The organism is Aquibium sp. ELW1220 (genome assembly GCF_030398385.1).
In the GTDB taxonomy this organism is placed as follows: domain Bacteria; phylum Pseudomonadota; class Alphaproteobacteria; order Rhizobiales; family Rhizobiaceae; genus Aquibium.
The window spans coordinates 1-15290 of record NZ_JAOAOQ010000058.1; the positions used below are offsets into that span (position 1 = coordinate 1).

A 15290-nucleotide genomic window follows, 5' to 3' on the forward strand; every position below is an offset into this window, starting at 1 on the left:
GACTGACGCTCAACCTCCTGCGAACCGCCAGACCCAAACTCGCCATCAGCCGAAAACGAAAGCGAGCAGGGTGGTCCGACGCCTTCGCCAGATCAATCATCGGCCAAATGCGATAGCCCTATGCGCCTGCGCCGGCCGCCTTGCGCATCGCCGCGTGGCGGGTCAGGATGATCGTCCGAAGGAGGATCCCATGACCGTCACAGCGATTGCAGACCGCCGCCCCAACCTCCCCCACTACGAGGAGCGCGTCGACCTCGCCGCCGCATTCCGCTGGACGGCGCGGCTCAACATGCACGAGGCGGTGGCGAACCACTTCTCGCTCGCCGTCGACGAGGCGGGCACGCAGTTCCTCATCAACCCGAACATGATGCATTTCTCGCGCATCCGGGCGAGCGACCTCTTGCTGATCGACGCCGAGGACCCGACGACGATGGAGCGGCCCGACGCGCCGGACCCCACCGCCTGGGGCCTGCACGGCGCGCTGCACCGGCGCGTGCCGCATGCACGCTGCGCCATGCACGTCCATTCCATCCACGCCACCGTACTTGCCTCGCTGGCCGATTCCACGCTGCCGCCGATCGACCAGAATTCGGCGATGTTCTTCGAGCGCGTGGTGATCGACGGCGGCTATGGCGGGCTGGCCTTCGAGGAGGAGGGCGAGCGCTGCGCGGCGCTGTTTTCCGACCCGAGGGTCAAGGTCATGGTGATGGGCAACCACGGCGTCCTGGTGATCGGCCGGACCGTCGCCGACACCTTCGACCGGCTCTATTACTTCGAGCGCGCCTGCGAGACCTACATCAAGGCGCTGTGGACCGGAAAGCCGCTGCGCCGACTGTCCGACGAGGTCGCGCGCACGGTGGCGCGGCAGATCGACGACTATCCCGTCTCCATGGGCGGCCGCCACCTCGCCGAGCTGAAGGCGATCCTCGACGAAGAGGGGTCGACGTTCCGCGGCTGAGCAGGCGCTCGCGGTCCTCGATTGCCGCCGCCGAACGCCCGCTGTAGAAATGCCCGGTGCGGCGACGGGGGCGTTGCCGCGGGGGCCTTCGATGAGCAGTCTGCGCGCACGCGCCTACCGGAACCTCGAGCCGACGGCCTGGCCGCACCGGGGCCTGTCGCCGCTGAACAAGGCGCTGGCCGCGCTGATCGTGGTCGCCGTCTTCTTCGCCGTCATCGAGACGGAACCGACGATCGTCGAGCGCCGCTCCGCCTTCCTGAGCGCGATCGAGGCGGTCTTCACGCTCGTCTTCCTGGCCGAGTATCTCGTCCGGATCTGGATCGCGCCGGAGAAGCCGCGCTATGCCGGCCGCTTCGGACGATTGCGCTACATGGTGTCCATCCCGGCGCTGATCGACCTCCTGGCGATCCTGCCAGGGCTCTTCGTCTTCGTCGGCAGCGAGGCCTTCGTGGTGCGGCTGTTCCGGCTGCTGCGCATCCTGAGGCTGGCGCGGCTCGGCCGCTTCTCGCAGGCCATCCACGCCATCACCGCCGCCGTGCAGTCGCGCCAGTACGAACTGCTGATGAGCCTTACCATCGCCGGCATCCTGCTCTTGGTGTCCTCGACCCTGCTCTACCTGATCGAAGGCACCGTCCAGCCGGACCGGTTCGGCAGCATTCCGCGCGCGATGTGGTGGTCGATCGCCACGCTCACCACCGTCGGCTACGGCGACGTCTTCCCGATCACGCCGCTCGGCCGCATCCTCGCCGGCTTCACCGCCATCACCGGCATCGGCCTGATCGCGATGCCGACCGGCATCCTTGCCGCCGCGTTCTCCGACGCCATCCAGATGCAGCGCAAGGCCGAACAGGAGGAGCGGACAAGGACGGAGGCGGAGTAACTTGGCGGGAGCCCCGTTTTTCCCGCTCTCGCGAGACTGGTGTCCGAAGAGGACCAAGCGGAACTTTTGTTCTTGACCTTCCACCTGCGGGAAGGCTCATGTTGTCGGAAATTGCGGTCGCGCTTCGATTTTTTGCGATCGGTTTTTCGCGAACGTCGAATTCGCCGCCTCCGCAGGGATGCTGCAGCTACGCCCTCTCGATTGGTGCCGAAGACCGATGCGGACCTTACTAAGCACATGGGCCCGGATGATCGCAGTGAGCCTCGTGCTCGTTGCGACAGCCGCGTTCGTGCTTCAGGGAGCAGGGTCCGCCCAAGGCCACAGTCACGCGACCGTACCGGTTCATACGCCCGCAGGCGCTGCCGAGCATTCAGGTGATGTCGATCGTGACCACGCGGACACCGGACATGCGCATCATTCCCACGACCACGGAGCGCATGATCATTCATTGGCAGGCGATCCAGAGCCGTCGACTGCCGGGGCCGGCAGTGGCGATTCCTGCTGCGGAGAGTTCTGCTCGACGATTGCCTGCCTGGCATCGCCTGCGCTCGCTCAGGTGAAACTGCCTCCGCAGACCGCCCCCGCGGTCGGACGCCAGGTTCCCGACGGCATTGGTCCCTCCGGCCTCAAACGGCCGCCCCGAACCATCGGCATGACCTGACCTGGCGACCGGCTCGGCTGTGTCGCCACCAGCGCGCTGCCGAACATCCGGGGTTTTTCTCCTATGCCGTTCCTGACCAACGACGTCTTTCGCTGCCTGCGAGTGCCTCTCGCATGGCTTGCTCTGACGGTTATTCCCGCCGCTGCCCAGGCACATGAGGGCCATGACCATGGTGGTCCGCAGCCGACCGCGAACACCCTATCGTCGCCGCGGGTCGCGGCGCAGTCCGAGACCTACGAACTGGTCGGCATCCTGAACCAGGAGACCCTGCGCCTCTATCTCGACCGCTTCGAGACCAACGAGCCGGTGCCGGAGGCGACGATTGTCGCGACTGTCGGCGAAACAGACATCGCTGCCACGCCCGACGGCGACGGCACCTTCGAGATCACCTCCGACGCGTTTTCAGGCCAAGGCCCGCTGGAGATCGTCTTCATCATCACGGCGCCCTCCGGCGACGACCTGTTGATCGGCACGCTCGATCTTCCCCGCTCCTCCGCGACGGCGGCGGCTGCAACGCCCGCACAGCCGATCCCGGGTCCGGGAACGGCTCCCGACATCGTGCTGGCCGGGTACAGCGTGCCACAGCCATACATGATCGGCGGAGCAGCGCTCGCTATCGGGTTCCTTCTGGGCGCTTCCCTGCGAAGCCGCCGCGCGGTTGCGCTTGCTCTGGCCGCCGGGGTAGCGCTGGTCGCCACGACGGCGGTCGCCATCAGCCATGAAGGTCACGACCACGGGTCGGCTCCCGTTCCGGCGCCTGCGGGAAATGCGCCGAGCCGCCTTTCGGATGGTTCGATCTTCCTGCCGAAGCCAACGCAGCGCCTGCTCGATGTCCGGACGATCGTGGCAAGGCCCGAGGAAGCGTTCAAGGCGGTCAGTCTGATCGGTCGCGTCATCGCGGACCCCAACCGATCCGGCCTGGTCCAGAGCATCAACGGGGGTCGCATCCTGTCGCCGGACGGCGGGCTCCCGATCCTTGGGCAAAGGGTGAGGAAGGGAGACGTTCTCGCACTTGTCGAACAGGCTCTGTCACAGGCCGACCAGACCGGGATCGCCGAGCAGATCGGCGCCGTCGAACAGCAGATTGCCGTTGCCGAAGCGAAACTCGAAAGGGCGCGCACGCTTGCAGCGCGCGGCGTGTCGGCCCAGAGCCAGGTCAGTGACGCCGAAACCGAACTTGCCGGCTTGCGCCGACGGCTCGACATCTTCGCGGATGTCCGTTCAGAGCCGGAGACGCTGCGCGCGCCGGTGGACGGGGTGATCGCGTCGGTCAACATCGTGGCCGGGCAAGTCGTCGGTTCCGAGGACACGGTCTTCCAGATCATCGATCCCGATGGCGTGTGGGTCGAGGCGCTGGTCTATGGCCAGGTAGACCCTGCCACGCTTTCGGGCGCGAGCGCGTTGGCCACTGATGGCGCGCAGCTCGCACTCCGCTTCATCGGATTCAGCAAGGCGCTGCAGCAACAGGCCACGCGGGTGCAGTTCTCGATCATCGACCCGTCGCCGAACCTCGGGATCGGCCAACCTGTCCAGGTGTTCGCCCGAAATGGTGCCGCCATCACCGCCTTCGTCGTGCCGCGGGAGGCGGTGCTGAACGGGATGAATGGCGAAACGCTGGTGTGGCGGCATGCAGAGGCCGAGCGGTTCGAGCCGCGACCGGTTCGGACCGAGCCCTTCGATGCGACCCGCGTGATCGTCCGGGCCGGAATAGCTGAGGGCGACAGGATCGTCGTTCGCGGCTCCGAGCTCATCAACCAGGTCCGGTGAGCGGCGATGTTCAGCTTCCTCGTCACCACCAGCCTGCGCAACCGCCTGTTCGTCATCGCGGCCGCGCTCGTTCTCGTCGCCTACGGGTCGTGGGTGCTGCCGCGCGTTCCCGTCGACGTCTTTCCGGACCTTAACAAGCCGACCGTCACGCTGATGACGGAGGCAGACGGTCTCGCCCCCCAGGAGGTCGAGCAGCTCGTCACCTACCCGATCGAAACCTCGATGAACGGCATGCCCGGCGTGACCCGGGTCCGCTCCGTTTCGGGCGTCGGTCTCTCGATCGTCTATGTCGAGTTCGACTGGGGCACCGACATCTACCGCTCGCGCCAGCTGGTGGCAGAGCGGCTGGCGCTGGTCGGCGAACAGTTGCCCGACGGCGTGGTGCCTCAGATGGGGCCGGTCACGTCGATCATGGGCGAGATCATGCTGATCGCGGTGACCAGCGACACGGTCTCGGCGATGGAAATCCGCGAGATCGCCGATTTCGTCATGCGTCCGCAACTTCTGACCATCGCCGGCGTGGCGCAGGTCATCCCCATCGGCGGCGAGGTGCGGCAGTATCGCATCATCCCGAACGTCGCCGCGTTGCAGGCGCTTGGTGTCACCTACGAACAGATCGAGGCAGCGGTCGCCCGGTTCGGGACCAACACCGGCGGAGGGTTCATCGACCAGAACGGCCGCGAATATCTGATCCGCAATGTCGGGGTGACGCAGCGGCTGGAGGATCTTCGCAACACCGTGGTCGCAAAGGACGGCACACAGGCCGTGTTCCTTCATCAAGTGGCGCATGTCGACTTCGCGCCGCGCGTCAAGCGCGGCGACGCGGGCTTCAAGGGCAAGCCCGCCGTGATCGTCTCGATCCAGAAGCAGCCCGGAGCCGACACTGTCGACCTGACGGCCAGGATCGAACAGGCGCTTGCCGACATCCAGCGCACGCTGCCCGACGGCGTCTCGGCGACCAACCTCCAGTTCCGGCAGGCGACCTTCATCGAGACGTCCGTCGACAACGTGAAGACGGTCCTCGTCGAGGCGGCCGTCGTGGTCGCAATCGTGCTGATCCTCTTCCTGATGAACTGGCGTGCAACATTCATCTCGCTGACCGCCATCCCGATCTCGATCCTGGTCACCGTGCTCGTCTTTGCGGCCTTCGGGCTGACCATCAACACGATGACGCTCGGCGGACTTGCCATCGCGATCGGCGAACTGGTCGATGACGCCGTGGTCGACGTCGAGAACATCATCCGGCGGCTGAAGGAGAACCGGCTTCTTCCGGCGCCCCGTCCGGTGCTGGAAGTGATCGCGTCGGCGTCTCAGGAGGTGCGGTCGGGCATCGTCTACGCCACCATGATCGTCATCCTCGTCTTCATCCCGCTGTTTGCGCTGTCGGGCATCGAGGGGCGGCTGTTCGCGCCGCTGGGCGTCGCCTACATCGTCTCGATCCTCGCCTCGCTCGTCACCTCGATCACCGTGACGCCGGTGCTCGCCTACTATCTCCTTTCGGGCCAGACGCGGGCGAATCATGGCGACAGCTTCGTGGTGAGGCAGCTGAAACGCGGCAATTCCGCACTGCTCGAGATCGCGTTCCGCCAGCGGACGCTCCTGTTCGCCACGGTCGTGCTGGGGGTCGGCGTAGCGGCCTACGCTGCGACGTTCCTGCCGCGCGCGTTCCTGCCACCCTTCAACGAGGGCACGCTGACGATCAGCCTCGCCTACAATCCGGGCATCGCACTTGCCGAGAGCCACCGCCTCGGAACGATCGCCGAGAACCTGATCGCCGAAGTGCCCGAAGTCGTTTCCGTCGGACGACGCACGGGCCGTGCGGAACTCGACGAGCATGCAGAAGGCGTCCATTCGTCCGAGATCGATGTCGATCTGAAGCGGTCCGATCGGCCGAAGGAAGCGGTCATGGCCGATATCAGGTCGAGGCTCGCCGTGCTGCCGGCTTCGCTCAACGTCGGACAGCCGATCTCGCACCGGCTCGACCACATGCTGTCGGGCGTGCGCGCCGAGATCGCGCTGAAGATCTACGGCGACGACCTCGACCGATTGCGGACGCTCGCCGACGGCCTGCGCGACCGGCTGTCCGGTATCCCCGGGCTCGTCGACCTCCAGGTCGAGAAGCAGGTGCGGATTCCCCAGTTGCGGGTCGACGTCGATCACGACCGCGCCGCCCTCTACGGGCTGACGCCCGCCGCGGTGACCGAAGCGCTGGAGACGATGTCGAACGGCCGGACGGTCTCGCAGATCGTCGAGGGCAACCGGCGCTTCGACGTGGTCATGCGGCTGTCCGACCAGGACCGCTCCACCACGGGTCTCGAAGACCTGCTGATCGCGACGCCGAACGGTCATATCCCCCTCAGCATGATCGCGACCATCGAGGAGACAGACGGGCCCAACCAGATCCTGCGCGAGAACGGGCAGCGCCGCATCGCCGTCCTCGGCAACACGGACGGCGAGCGCGACATGGCTGCGATCGTGGCCGACATCCGCGCCGCGATCACTGCGACGGAGTGGCCACAAGGCTATGTCACGGCGCTCGAAGGCACCTTCCAGGCGCAGGAAGAGGCAAGCATCCGGATCGGCCTTCTGTCGCTCGTGTCGCTCGTGCTGATCTTCGTCGTCCTCTACAGCCGCTATCAGTCCGGCGTGCTTGCCCTGATCGTGATGGGCAACATCCCGCTCGCCCTGATCGGAAGCGTGATCGCGCTCAACATCGCCGATCAGCCGCTGTCGGTCGCCTCGATGATCGGCTTTATCACGCTCGCCGGCATCTCGGCGCGCAACGGCATCCTGAAGGTGTCGCACTACATCAACCTGGCACTCTACGAGGGCGAACGCTTCGGCAACCAACTGGTCGTGCGCGGCAGTCTCGAACGGCTGTCGCCCGTGCTGATGACGGCGCTTTCGGCTGGACTGGCGCTCATTCCGCTCCTCATCGGCGCGGGCGAGCCTGGCCGCGAGATCCTCCACCCGGTGGCCGTCACGATCTTCGGCGGCCTCGTGTCTGCGACCCTGCTCGACACGTTCCTCACCCCGGTCCTGTTCCTGGCCTTCGGGCGCAAGCCCCTCGAACGAATCCTGGCCGGGCGCGGGAAACCGGCGGTCGTGTCGACCCCGGTCGAAGCTTTCTGAAACCGAACAACAAGGAGAATTCCATGAAGCGATTGATACTGGCGACCGCGGCGTTCGCGGCTCTTGTGACCGCGTCGTTCGCGCAGGAGGCGACGAGAGGTCCCAACGGCGGCCCGGTCGTCGAGACGCACGATGTCTTCGTGGAAATGACCGTGCAGGACGACACTCTCGTCCTTCATTTCGCCAGCGAAGATGGAGAGCCCATGTCATCCGATGGCACCACGAAGGCCCGGGCGATCGTGCAGGACGCGGGCAAGACATCCACGATCACCCTTCGAACACAGGCGCCGAACCGACTGGTCGGGGCGCTGCCAGGGCCACTCGGCGCGGGCGCGCGTGTGGTGGTCTCGGCCACGCTGGCCGATGGCCACGGCATCCAGGCCCGTTTCGTCAACAACTGAAACTAACCAAGGAGAAGCACCATGAAGACGCTCAAGACGCTTATTGCCGCCGTCGCGGTCACGGCTGCGGCCGGTGCCGCCCTCGCGCAGATGAATCACGGCATGCATGGTTCGGGCGGCATGATGAAGATGGAGGACATGCAGGGCATGATGGAGATGATGATGCCCGTGGACGGCGACAGCGACGCGACCAGAGCCTACAAACAGGCCGACACGGACATGATGCGCGGCATGGCCGTCATCTACACGGGCAATCCGGATGTCGACTTCCGGCTGAAGATGATCCCCCATCATCAGGGCGCGATCGACATGGCGAAAGTCGCCCTGCAACACGCCACCGACCCGTCGACCAGGACGATGGCGGAGGCGATCATCGCCGCACAAGAGAAGGAAATCGCCGAGATGCAGGCGTGGCTGGATAAGAACCGAAAGTAACGCGGCCTGGACTGTTCAAACCCGGTGCGACCCGAAAACCGCCAGGAGACCTTGCCTGATCGTCCAGACGAAAAGGCAAAGCTCTCCGTCGTGTCGATACCCCTCGCAGGAACCCATGTGGACGCCCCTGCGAGGGCTCTTGCAATCCGGCCCCGGAGACCGGCCCCTGGCGTTGGAGGACGTTCCCCCAAGTCCCGGTGATTTCGTGAGCCCCCTCAGATATCCAGGTTCGCCACGCTCAGCGCGTTGTCCTGGATGAACTCGCGGCGCGGCTCCACCTCGTCGCCCATCAGGCGGGAGAACAGCGAATCCGCGTCGGTGGCGTCCGCCACCCGCACCTGCAGCAGCGAGCGGACGTTCGGATCGAGCGTCGTTTCCCACAGCTGCTCGGCGTTCATCTCGCCGAGGCCCTTGTAGCGCTGCATCGACAGGCCGCGGCGGCCGGTGGCGAAGACGCCTTCCAGAAGCTGCATCGGGCCGGCGATCGGTTCGGACTTGTCCTTGCGGCGCAGCAGCGGCGGATCGCCGTAGATCTCCGCCAGGCGCTGCGCATAGCGGTCGAGCTGGCGCGCGTCGGCCGAGGCGATCAGGCCGGTGTCGAGCGTCACGCTCTCCTTCACGCCGCGCACGGTGCGCTCCAGCACGTAGCCGCCGGGGCCTTCGTTGGAGATCGAGGTGCGGCCGGTCCAGCCGCGCTCGGTTTCCTCGGCGATGATGTCGAGCCGTTCGGCGATCCGCGTCGCCATGGCGTTAGCGCGGCCGAGGTCGTCGAAGGCGTTGGCGGTCAGGGCGCCCGCGATCGCCGCCTGCTCCACCACGGAACGGTCGTAGCGGGTGTGCAGGCCGCTGATCAGCGTGCGCACGGCCAGCGCATCGTCGATGACGGCGCGCAGGTCCTGGCCAGCGCGGACCTCGCCGGAGGCGAGCTGCAGCGAGGCCTCGTCGAGGCCGGACGTGATCAGATACTCCTCGAAGGCCTGCTCGTCCTTGAGGTACTGCGAGCTCTTGCCGCGGCTCACCTTGTAGAGCGGCGGCTGGGCGATATAGAGGTGCCCGCGCTCGATCAGCTCCGGCATCTGGCGGAAGAAGAAGGTGAGCAGCAGGGTGCGGATGTGGGCGCCGTCGACGTCGGCGTCCGTCATGATGATGATCTTGTGGTAGCGCAGCTTGTCGGCGTTGAACTCGTCCTTGCCGATCGAGGTGCCGAGCGCGGTGATCAGCGTGCCGATCATGTCGGAGCCGAGCATGCGGTCGAAGCGGGCGCGCTCGACGTTGAGGATCTTGCCGCGCAGCGGCAGGATCGCCTGGTTCTGGCGCGACCGCCCGCCCTTGGCCGAGCCGCCGGCCGAGTCACCCTCGACGATGAAGATCTCGGATTTGGCCGGATCGCGCTCCTGGCAGTCGGCCAGCTTGCCGGGCAGCGAGGTGATGTCGAGCACGCCCTTGCGGCGGGTCAGTTCGCGCGCCTTGCGGGCGGCCTCGCGCGCGGCGGCAGCCTCCACCACCTTGGCGACCAGGATCTTCGATTCGGTCGGATGCTCCTCGAACCAGGTGCCGAGGGCCTCGTTGACGAGGCCTTCGACGACCGGACGAACTTCCGACGAGACCAGCTTGTCCTTGGTCTGGGAGGAGAATTTCGGGTCCGGCACCTTGACCGAGAGAACCGCCGTCAGGCCCTCGCGGCAGTCGTCGCCGGTCAGCGTCACCTTTTCCTTCTTGGTCACGCCCGACGATTCGGCATAACCGGTCACCTGACGCGTCAGCGCGCCGCGAAAGCCGGCCAGATGCGTGCCGCCGTCGCGCTGCGGGATGTTGTTGGTGAAGGCCAGCACGTTCTCGTGGTAGCTGTCGTTCCACCACATCGCCACCTCGACGGTCATGCCGTCACGCTCGGCATTGATGGAGATGGGCTTGTCGATCAGCGGCTTCTTGGCGCGGTCGAGGTATTTGACGAATTCCTCCAGGCCTCCCTCATAAAAAAGCTCGATCTGCTTGACGTCGGCGGGGCGCCGGTCGGTCAGGATGATGCGGACGCCCGAGTTCAGGAAGGCGAGTTCGCGCAGCCGGTGCTCCAGCGTGCCGTAGTCGAAATTGACCATCGTGAACGTGTCGGGCGACGGCTGGAACGTGACCTCGGTCCCGGTCTCCGTCCCGGCATCGCCGGTCTCGATCAGCGGCGAGTCCGGAACGCCATGGGTGAAGGACATCTCGTGGATCCGGCCCTTGCGGCGGACCTTCAGCTTGAGCCACACCGACAGCGCGTTGACGACCGAGACGCCGACGCCGTGCAGGCCGCCCGAAACCTTGTAGGAGTTCTGGTCGAACTTTCCGCCCGCGTGCAGCTGGGTCATGATGACCTCCGCCGCCGAGACGCCCTCGCCCTTGTGGATGTCGGTCGGGATGCCGCGGCCGTTGTCGGTCACCGTGCAGGAGCCGTCGGCGTTCAGCGTCACGGTCACCTTCGTCGCGTGGCCGGCCAGCGCCTCGTCGATGGCATTGTCGACGACCTCGTAGACCATGTGGTGCAGGCCCGAGCCGTCGTCGGTGTCGCCGATATACATGCCCGGCCGCTTGCGAACGGCGTCCAGCCCCTTGAGAACCCGGATGGACTCGGCGCCATACTCGGCCTCTTCGCCGGGGATCGGTTCGGGCGTTTCGGTCATGAAATTCCGTTCTTTCAATCTGTCTTGCAACGCCGCGCCAGAGGGCGGCGAATCGCATCGGCCATAGGCTTCCTTCATATAGGTTTTCAAGCCACCATTCCAAAGGAATGGGCCGATTTATCCACGTCGGCTGCCGCCGCCGCAGCAGTCCGGAGCAATGGCGCCACCTCGGGGTCCCGGCGGCGGCGCGGGAACCGGGGTTCGTCGACCGATCGTGCGGAACGGCACCGGCGCGCGCCGCGTTGCCGCAGGCCCAGGCCAATCGCCGTCTGTGCTTGCGGCCGCTCACGCGGTAGGATCGCCCCGACAGGAACAGGCCCGACATGGACGCCAAACCCGCTGCCTTCGTACCGCCCGCCCCCAAGCCGCGCACCCGCCCGCCCTCGGCGCTGCAGATGCTGCGGATCGTCTATCGCAATCCGCTCGAACTCTGGGGGGAACCCTCCTACAACGAGCCATGGGTCTCGCTGAAAGGCGGCATCGGCGGGCCGCTGCTGGTTGCCAACGACCCGGGTCTCATCCGCCACGTGCTGGTGGACAACGTCCGGAACTACCGGATGGGACGGGTGCGGCAGAAGATCCTTCGGCCGATCCTGCGCGACGGGCTTCTCACCGCGGAGGGCGAGATCTGGAAGCGTTCGCGCAAGGCGATGGCGCCGGTTTTCACGCCGCGTCACATCCACGGCTTCGCCGCACCCATGCTGAAGAGCGCGCAGGCCTTCGCAGGCCGCTATGCCGGCCAGACCGGAACGATCGACCTCGCGCATGACATGACCCTGCTGACCTACGACATCCTGGCCGAGACGCTGTTCTCGGGCGAGATCGCCGGCGAGCCAGGAACCTTCGCCCGGCAGGTCGACCACCTGTTCGAGACGATGGGCCGGGTCGATCCGCTCGATCTGCTGGGCGCGCCCGACTGGCTGCCGCGTTTCACCCACATCCGGGGACGCCGGACCATGACCTTCTTCCGCAAGCTCGTCGCCGACACGGCGCAGCTGCGCCGAAGCAGGCTGGCGCGCGATGCCGACGGCGCGCCGAACGACTTTCTGACGCTGCTCCTCAGGGCCGAGGGGCCGCAGGGCCTGTCGCGCGAGGAGATCGCCGACAACATCATCACCTTCATCGGCGCGGGCCACGAGACGACGGCGCGGGCGCTCGGCTGGACGCTCTACTGCCTTGCGGGGGCCCATTGGGAGCGCGACAAGGTGGAGGTGGAGATCGACGCCGTTCTGGCGCGCGAGCCGGATCCGGTGAAATGGCTCGACGCAATGCCGGTCACCCGCGCGGCCTTCGAGGAGGCGATGCGGCTTTATCCGCCGGCTGCTTCGATCAGCCGCGAGGCCATCGAGGACGACGCCTTCGGCGAACTCGTCATCGAGAAGGGCACCCAGGTCCAGATCATGCCCTGGACGGTGCACCGCCATCGCAAGCTGTGGGACGATCCGGAAGCGTTCATGCCGGCGCGCTTCCTGCCCGGCAACCGCGAGCGCATCGACCGCTACCAGTACCTCCCCTTCGGCGCCGGGCCGCGCATCTGCATCGGCGCGAGCTTCGCCATGCAGGAAGCGGTCATCGCGCTCGCAACGCTGATGTCGCGCTACCGGTTCGACATGCTGCCCACGACGCGGCCCTGGCCGGTGCAGAGGCTCACGACGCAGCCGGGCGGCGGCCTGCCAATGAAGGTGACGCCGCGGGGCTGATCCGCCGCATGACCGGGAGGTGCGGGGACAGTTGACCGAATTCGGCCTCCGGCCGCTGTGGATGACGGCTTTAACGGGGCCGAATTCGGTAAACTGTCCCCGCATTTCTCGACTCGCCGGCTCAGGCGGCTCGCCGGATCAACGCCGCCGCCTTTTCCGCAATCATGATCGTCGGCGCGTTGGTGTTGCCGCCCACCAGCGTCGGCATCACAGAGGCGTCCACCACGCGCAGGCCTTCCATGCCGCGCACCCGCAGCTGCGGGTCGGTGACCGCCGCGTCGTCGATGCCCATCCGGCAGGTGCCGACCGGATGGTAGATCGTGTCGGCGCGGGCGCGGATGTGCTGCATGAGCTCGAGATCGGATACGGGTCCGTTCAGGTAGAGCTCCTTGTGGCGATACGGCGCCAGCGGCTCGGCGGCGAGGATCTCGCGCATCAGCTTTGCGCCGTTCAGCAACAGGTCTGCGTCGCGCCGGTCCGCCAGGAAGGCGGGATCGATGCGCGGGGCCGACAGCGGGTTGGCATCCACCAACCCCACGCTGCCGCGGGAGAAGGGCCGCAGCACGCAGACATGGCTGGAGAAGCCGAAGCCAAGGCGTATCTTGCGCGTGTGGTCGTCGACGATGCCGGCGCAGAAGTGGAGCTGCAGGTCGGGCCGGTCGAGCTCCGGCCGCGACTTCACGAAGGCGCCCGCCTCCGCGATGGGCGAGGCGAGTGGACCCGAGCCGTCCCTCCGCCATGCGCCGACCTGCCCCGCCAGCGCCAGGCCGCCGCGCAGCCCGATGCCGAAGAGATCGGTCCGCCGCGACCGCCACGTCAGCACGAAGTCGAGATGGTCCTGCAGGTTTCGGCCGACGCCGGGCAGTTCGTGGACGACCGGCAGGCCATGGCTCTTCAACTCGTCGGCCGGGCCGATGCCGGACAGGAGCAGCAGTTGCGGCGAGCCGAAAGCCCCGGCAGAGACGATCACCTCGCGCGCGGCGCGGGCCAAGCGCTCCCCCCGGCCGACGCGGTAGTGCAGGCCGGTCGCCCGCCTGCCCTCGATGGCGATCCGCGTCACGTGCGCGCCGGTGATCACCGTCAGGTTCGGCCGGACCATGACCGGATGGAGGTAGGCCGCCGCCGCCGAGCAGCGCTCGCCGCGATGCGCACCGTCGAAGAACTGGGTGACCTGGTAGAGCCCGGCACCTTCCTGGTCGGGTCCGTTGAAATCGTCGTTGCGGCGAATCTGGAGGCGGCCGCAGGCCTCGACGAAGGCCCGGCTGATGGCCCGCGGGCTCGGCTGGTCGCGCACCTTCAGCGGCCCGTCGGCACCGTGCAGTCGGTCGGCGCCGCGCACGTTGCCCTCCGCCTTGCGGAACCATGGCAGGACGTCGTTCCAGCCCCAGCCCTCGCAGCCGAGATCGGCCCAGCCGTCATAATCGGAGGGATGGCCGCGCACGTAGAGCATGGCGTTGATGGCGCTCGATCCGCCAAGCGCCTTGCCGCGCGGCTGGTAGCCCCTGCGACCGCCGAGCCCAGGCTGCGGCACGGTCTCGAAGCACCAGTTGTTGATCTTCGTCGGCCGTCCCGGCAGCATCGCGGCCACGCCGACCGGCACGCGCACCAGCAGGTCGCGCCCGTCGCCACCGGCCTCCAGCAGGCAGACGCTGACGGCAGGGTCTTCCGAGAGCCTCGCCGCGAGCGTCGCACCGGCGGAACCCCCGCCGGCGATCAGATAATCGAACGTCATCCTCGCCCCCCACCGCGACCTCCCTGCGGCAGGTGCAAGACAAGCGCCCCGCGAGGCGCTTGTCCAGAGGGAGAGCCGGTGTCAGGCCATGCCGAAGACGCGCGAGGGGCCGCCCGTGCCGCCACGCACCTTCGGCGCGCCGACGACGATGGTGCCGCCGGTCGCCGGCATGGCTTCCAGGTTGGCGATGCATTCCAGGCCCCACCGGCCCGACGGCAGCCAGGCGTAGTGCACGGCGAAGTCGGGCGACATGCCGTAGTCGAGCGACAGCGTGTCGACGGCGATGCCCTTCACGCCGGAGGAGGATTCCATCAGCATCTGCGCGGCTTCGATGTGGAAGCCCGGGAAATGCATGGTCTTGCCGTCGGCGCCGACGTTGCGGAACTTCTCCGTCGCGACGTGCTGGCCCCAGCCGGAGAGCATGGCGACGCAGGCGCCGGCCGGCAGGTCACCGTTCGCGGACGTCCAGGCCTTGATGTCGTCGGGCGTCACCTGCGCATCGGCGTTCTCGGCGGCCTTGGCGCGGATGTCGACGACGGCCAGCGGGCAGACGAGGTCGACCACCGGGATCTCGGCCACCGACTTGCCGTCCTCCGAAAAATGCAGCGGCGCGTCGATGTGGGTGCCGGTGTGCTCGTTGACGCGCAGCTCGAACAGGTTGAACTTGTGTTCGGCATAGTTGAACTTCTGATCGTAGAAGACCTGCTGCTCGCCGAAGAAGGTCGGGAACATGTCGTAGAGTTCGTGGGTGAGATCCTCGGCCTTGGTCGGCATCGCAGCCTGGGCAAACAGCGGCTGCGGCTTTGCCGCGACCCCGATCGCAGCGGCCCCGGCGGCCACGGCCGCACCCCGGAACAGGTCACGCCGCGACAGCATGCTCTTCTTCACCCCGTCGATCACGCAATGATGGCACATATCGAATACTCCGCAGGTTATTGTTTAGCCGCATCAGGGGCAGAAT

At 67.0% G+C, this 15290-nt stretch carries 11 protein-coding genes and 1 pseudogene; 9 read left to right on the forward strand and 3 right to left on the reverse strand.

The genetic code is table 11. The features are described from left to right. The 8 genes and pseudogenes from N1F91_RS28400 to N1F91_RS28435 all read left to right on the forward strand — a co-directional run. Positions 1-116, forward strand: a pseudogene (locus tag N1F91_RS28400) (ISAs1 family transposase); the annotation flags it as partial. A 74-nt stretch (positions 117-190) separates the two neighbouring features. Continuing rightward, entirely contained in the window at positions 191-958 is a 768-nt protein-coding gene (locus N1F91_RS28405) for a class II aldolase and adducin N-terminal domain-containing protein (protein ID WP_289997134.1), read from the forward strand. A 91-nt stretch (positions 959-1049) separates the two neighbouring features. After that, positions 1050-1838 (forward strand): potassium channel family protein, encoded by a 789-nt coding sequence (locus N1F91_RS28410; RefSeq protein WP_289997136.1) that lies wholly within the window; start codon positions 1050-1052, stop codon positions 1836-1838. A gap of 377 nt (positions 1839-2215) precedes the next feature. After that, positions 2216-2398, forward strand: a complete 183-nt coding sequence (locus N1F91_RS28415) for a hypothetical protein (RefSeq protein WP_289997137.1) — start codon at positions 2216-2218, stop codon at positions 2396-2398. A 164-nt stretch (positions 2399-2562) separates the two neighbouring features. Then, complete coding sequence (locus tag N1F91_RS28420) at positions 2563-4266, forward strand: efflux RND transporter periplasmic adaptor subunit (protein ID WP_289997138.1); 1704 nt, start codon at positions 2563-2565, stop codon at positions 4264-4266. 6 nt (positions 4267-4272) lie between these two features. Further along, on the forward strand, positions 4273-7398 hold the full coding sequence (locus N1F91_RS28425) for an efflux RND transporter permease subunit (protein ID WP_289997139.1): 3126 nt from the start codon (positions 4273-4275) through the stop codon (positions 7396-7398). 23 nt (positions 7399-7421) lie between these two features. After that, positions 7422-7799 carry a hypothetical protein gene (locus N1F91_RS28430; RefSeq protein ID WP_289997141.1) on the forward strand — a complete coding sequence of 126 codons (378 nt, stop codon included), beginning with the start codon at positions 7422-7424 and terminating at the stop codon, positions 7797-7799. A 21-nt stretch (positions 7800-7820) separates the two neighbouring features. Continuing rightward, positions 7821-8234, forward strand: a complete 414-nt coding sequence (locus N1F91_RS28435) for a DUF305 domain-containing protein (protein ID WP_289997142.1) — start codon at positions 7821-7823, stop codon at positions 8232-8234. 215 nt (positions 8235-8449) lie between these two features. On the opposite strand, the gene gyrB is transcribed toward N1F91_RS28435, so the two are convergent. After that, positions 8450-10897, reverse strand: a complete 2448-nt coding sequence (gene gyrB, locus N1F91_RS28440; RefSeq protein WP_289997143.1) for a DNA topoisomerase (ATP-hydrolyzing) subunit B — start codon at positions 10895-10897, stop codon at positions 8450-8452. Positions 10898-11220: 323 nt separating this feature from the next. On the opposite strand from gyrB, the gene N1F91_RS28445 reads away from it, so the two are divergent. Continuing rightward, complete coding sequence (locus N1F91_RS28445; protein ID WP_289997145.1) at positions 11221-12597, forward strand: cytochrome P450; 1377 nt, start codon at positions 11221-11223, stop codon at positions 12595-12597. 121 nt (positions 12598-12718) lie between these two features. Here the strand turns inward: N1F91_RS28445 and N1F91_RS28450 are convergent, their stop codons facing one another. Both N1F91_RS28450 and N1F91_RS28455 read right to left on the reverse strand, forming a co-directional pair. Continuing rightward, the gene (locus tag N1F91_RS28450; protein ID WP_289997147.1) at positions 12719-14329 is read right to left on the reverse strand and encodes a GMC family oxidoreductase N-terminal domain-containing protein; all 1611 of its coding nucleotides are present in this window, start codon (positions 14327-14329) and stop codon (positions 12719-12721) included. An 81-nt stretch (positions 14330-14410) separates the two neighbouring features. Continuing rightward, positions 14411-15244, reverse strand: a complete 834-nt coding sequence (locus N1F91_RS28455; RefSeq protein WP_289997148.1) for a cyclase family protein — start codon at positions 15242-15244, stop codon at positions 14411-14413. Positions 15245-15290: the final 46 nt, after the last annotated feature.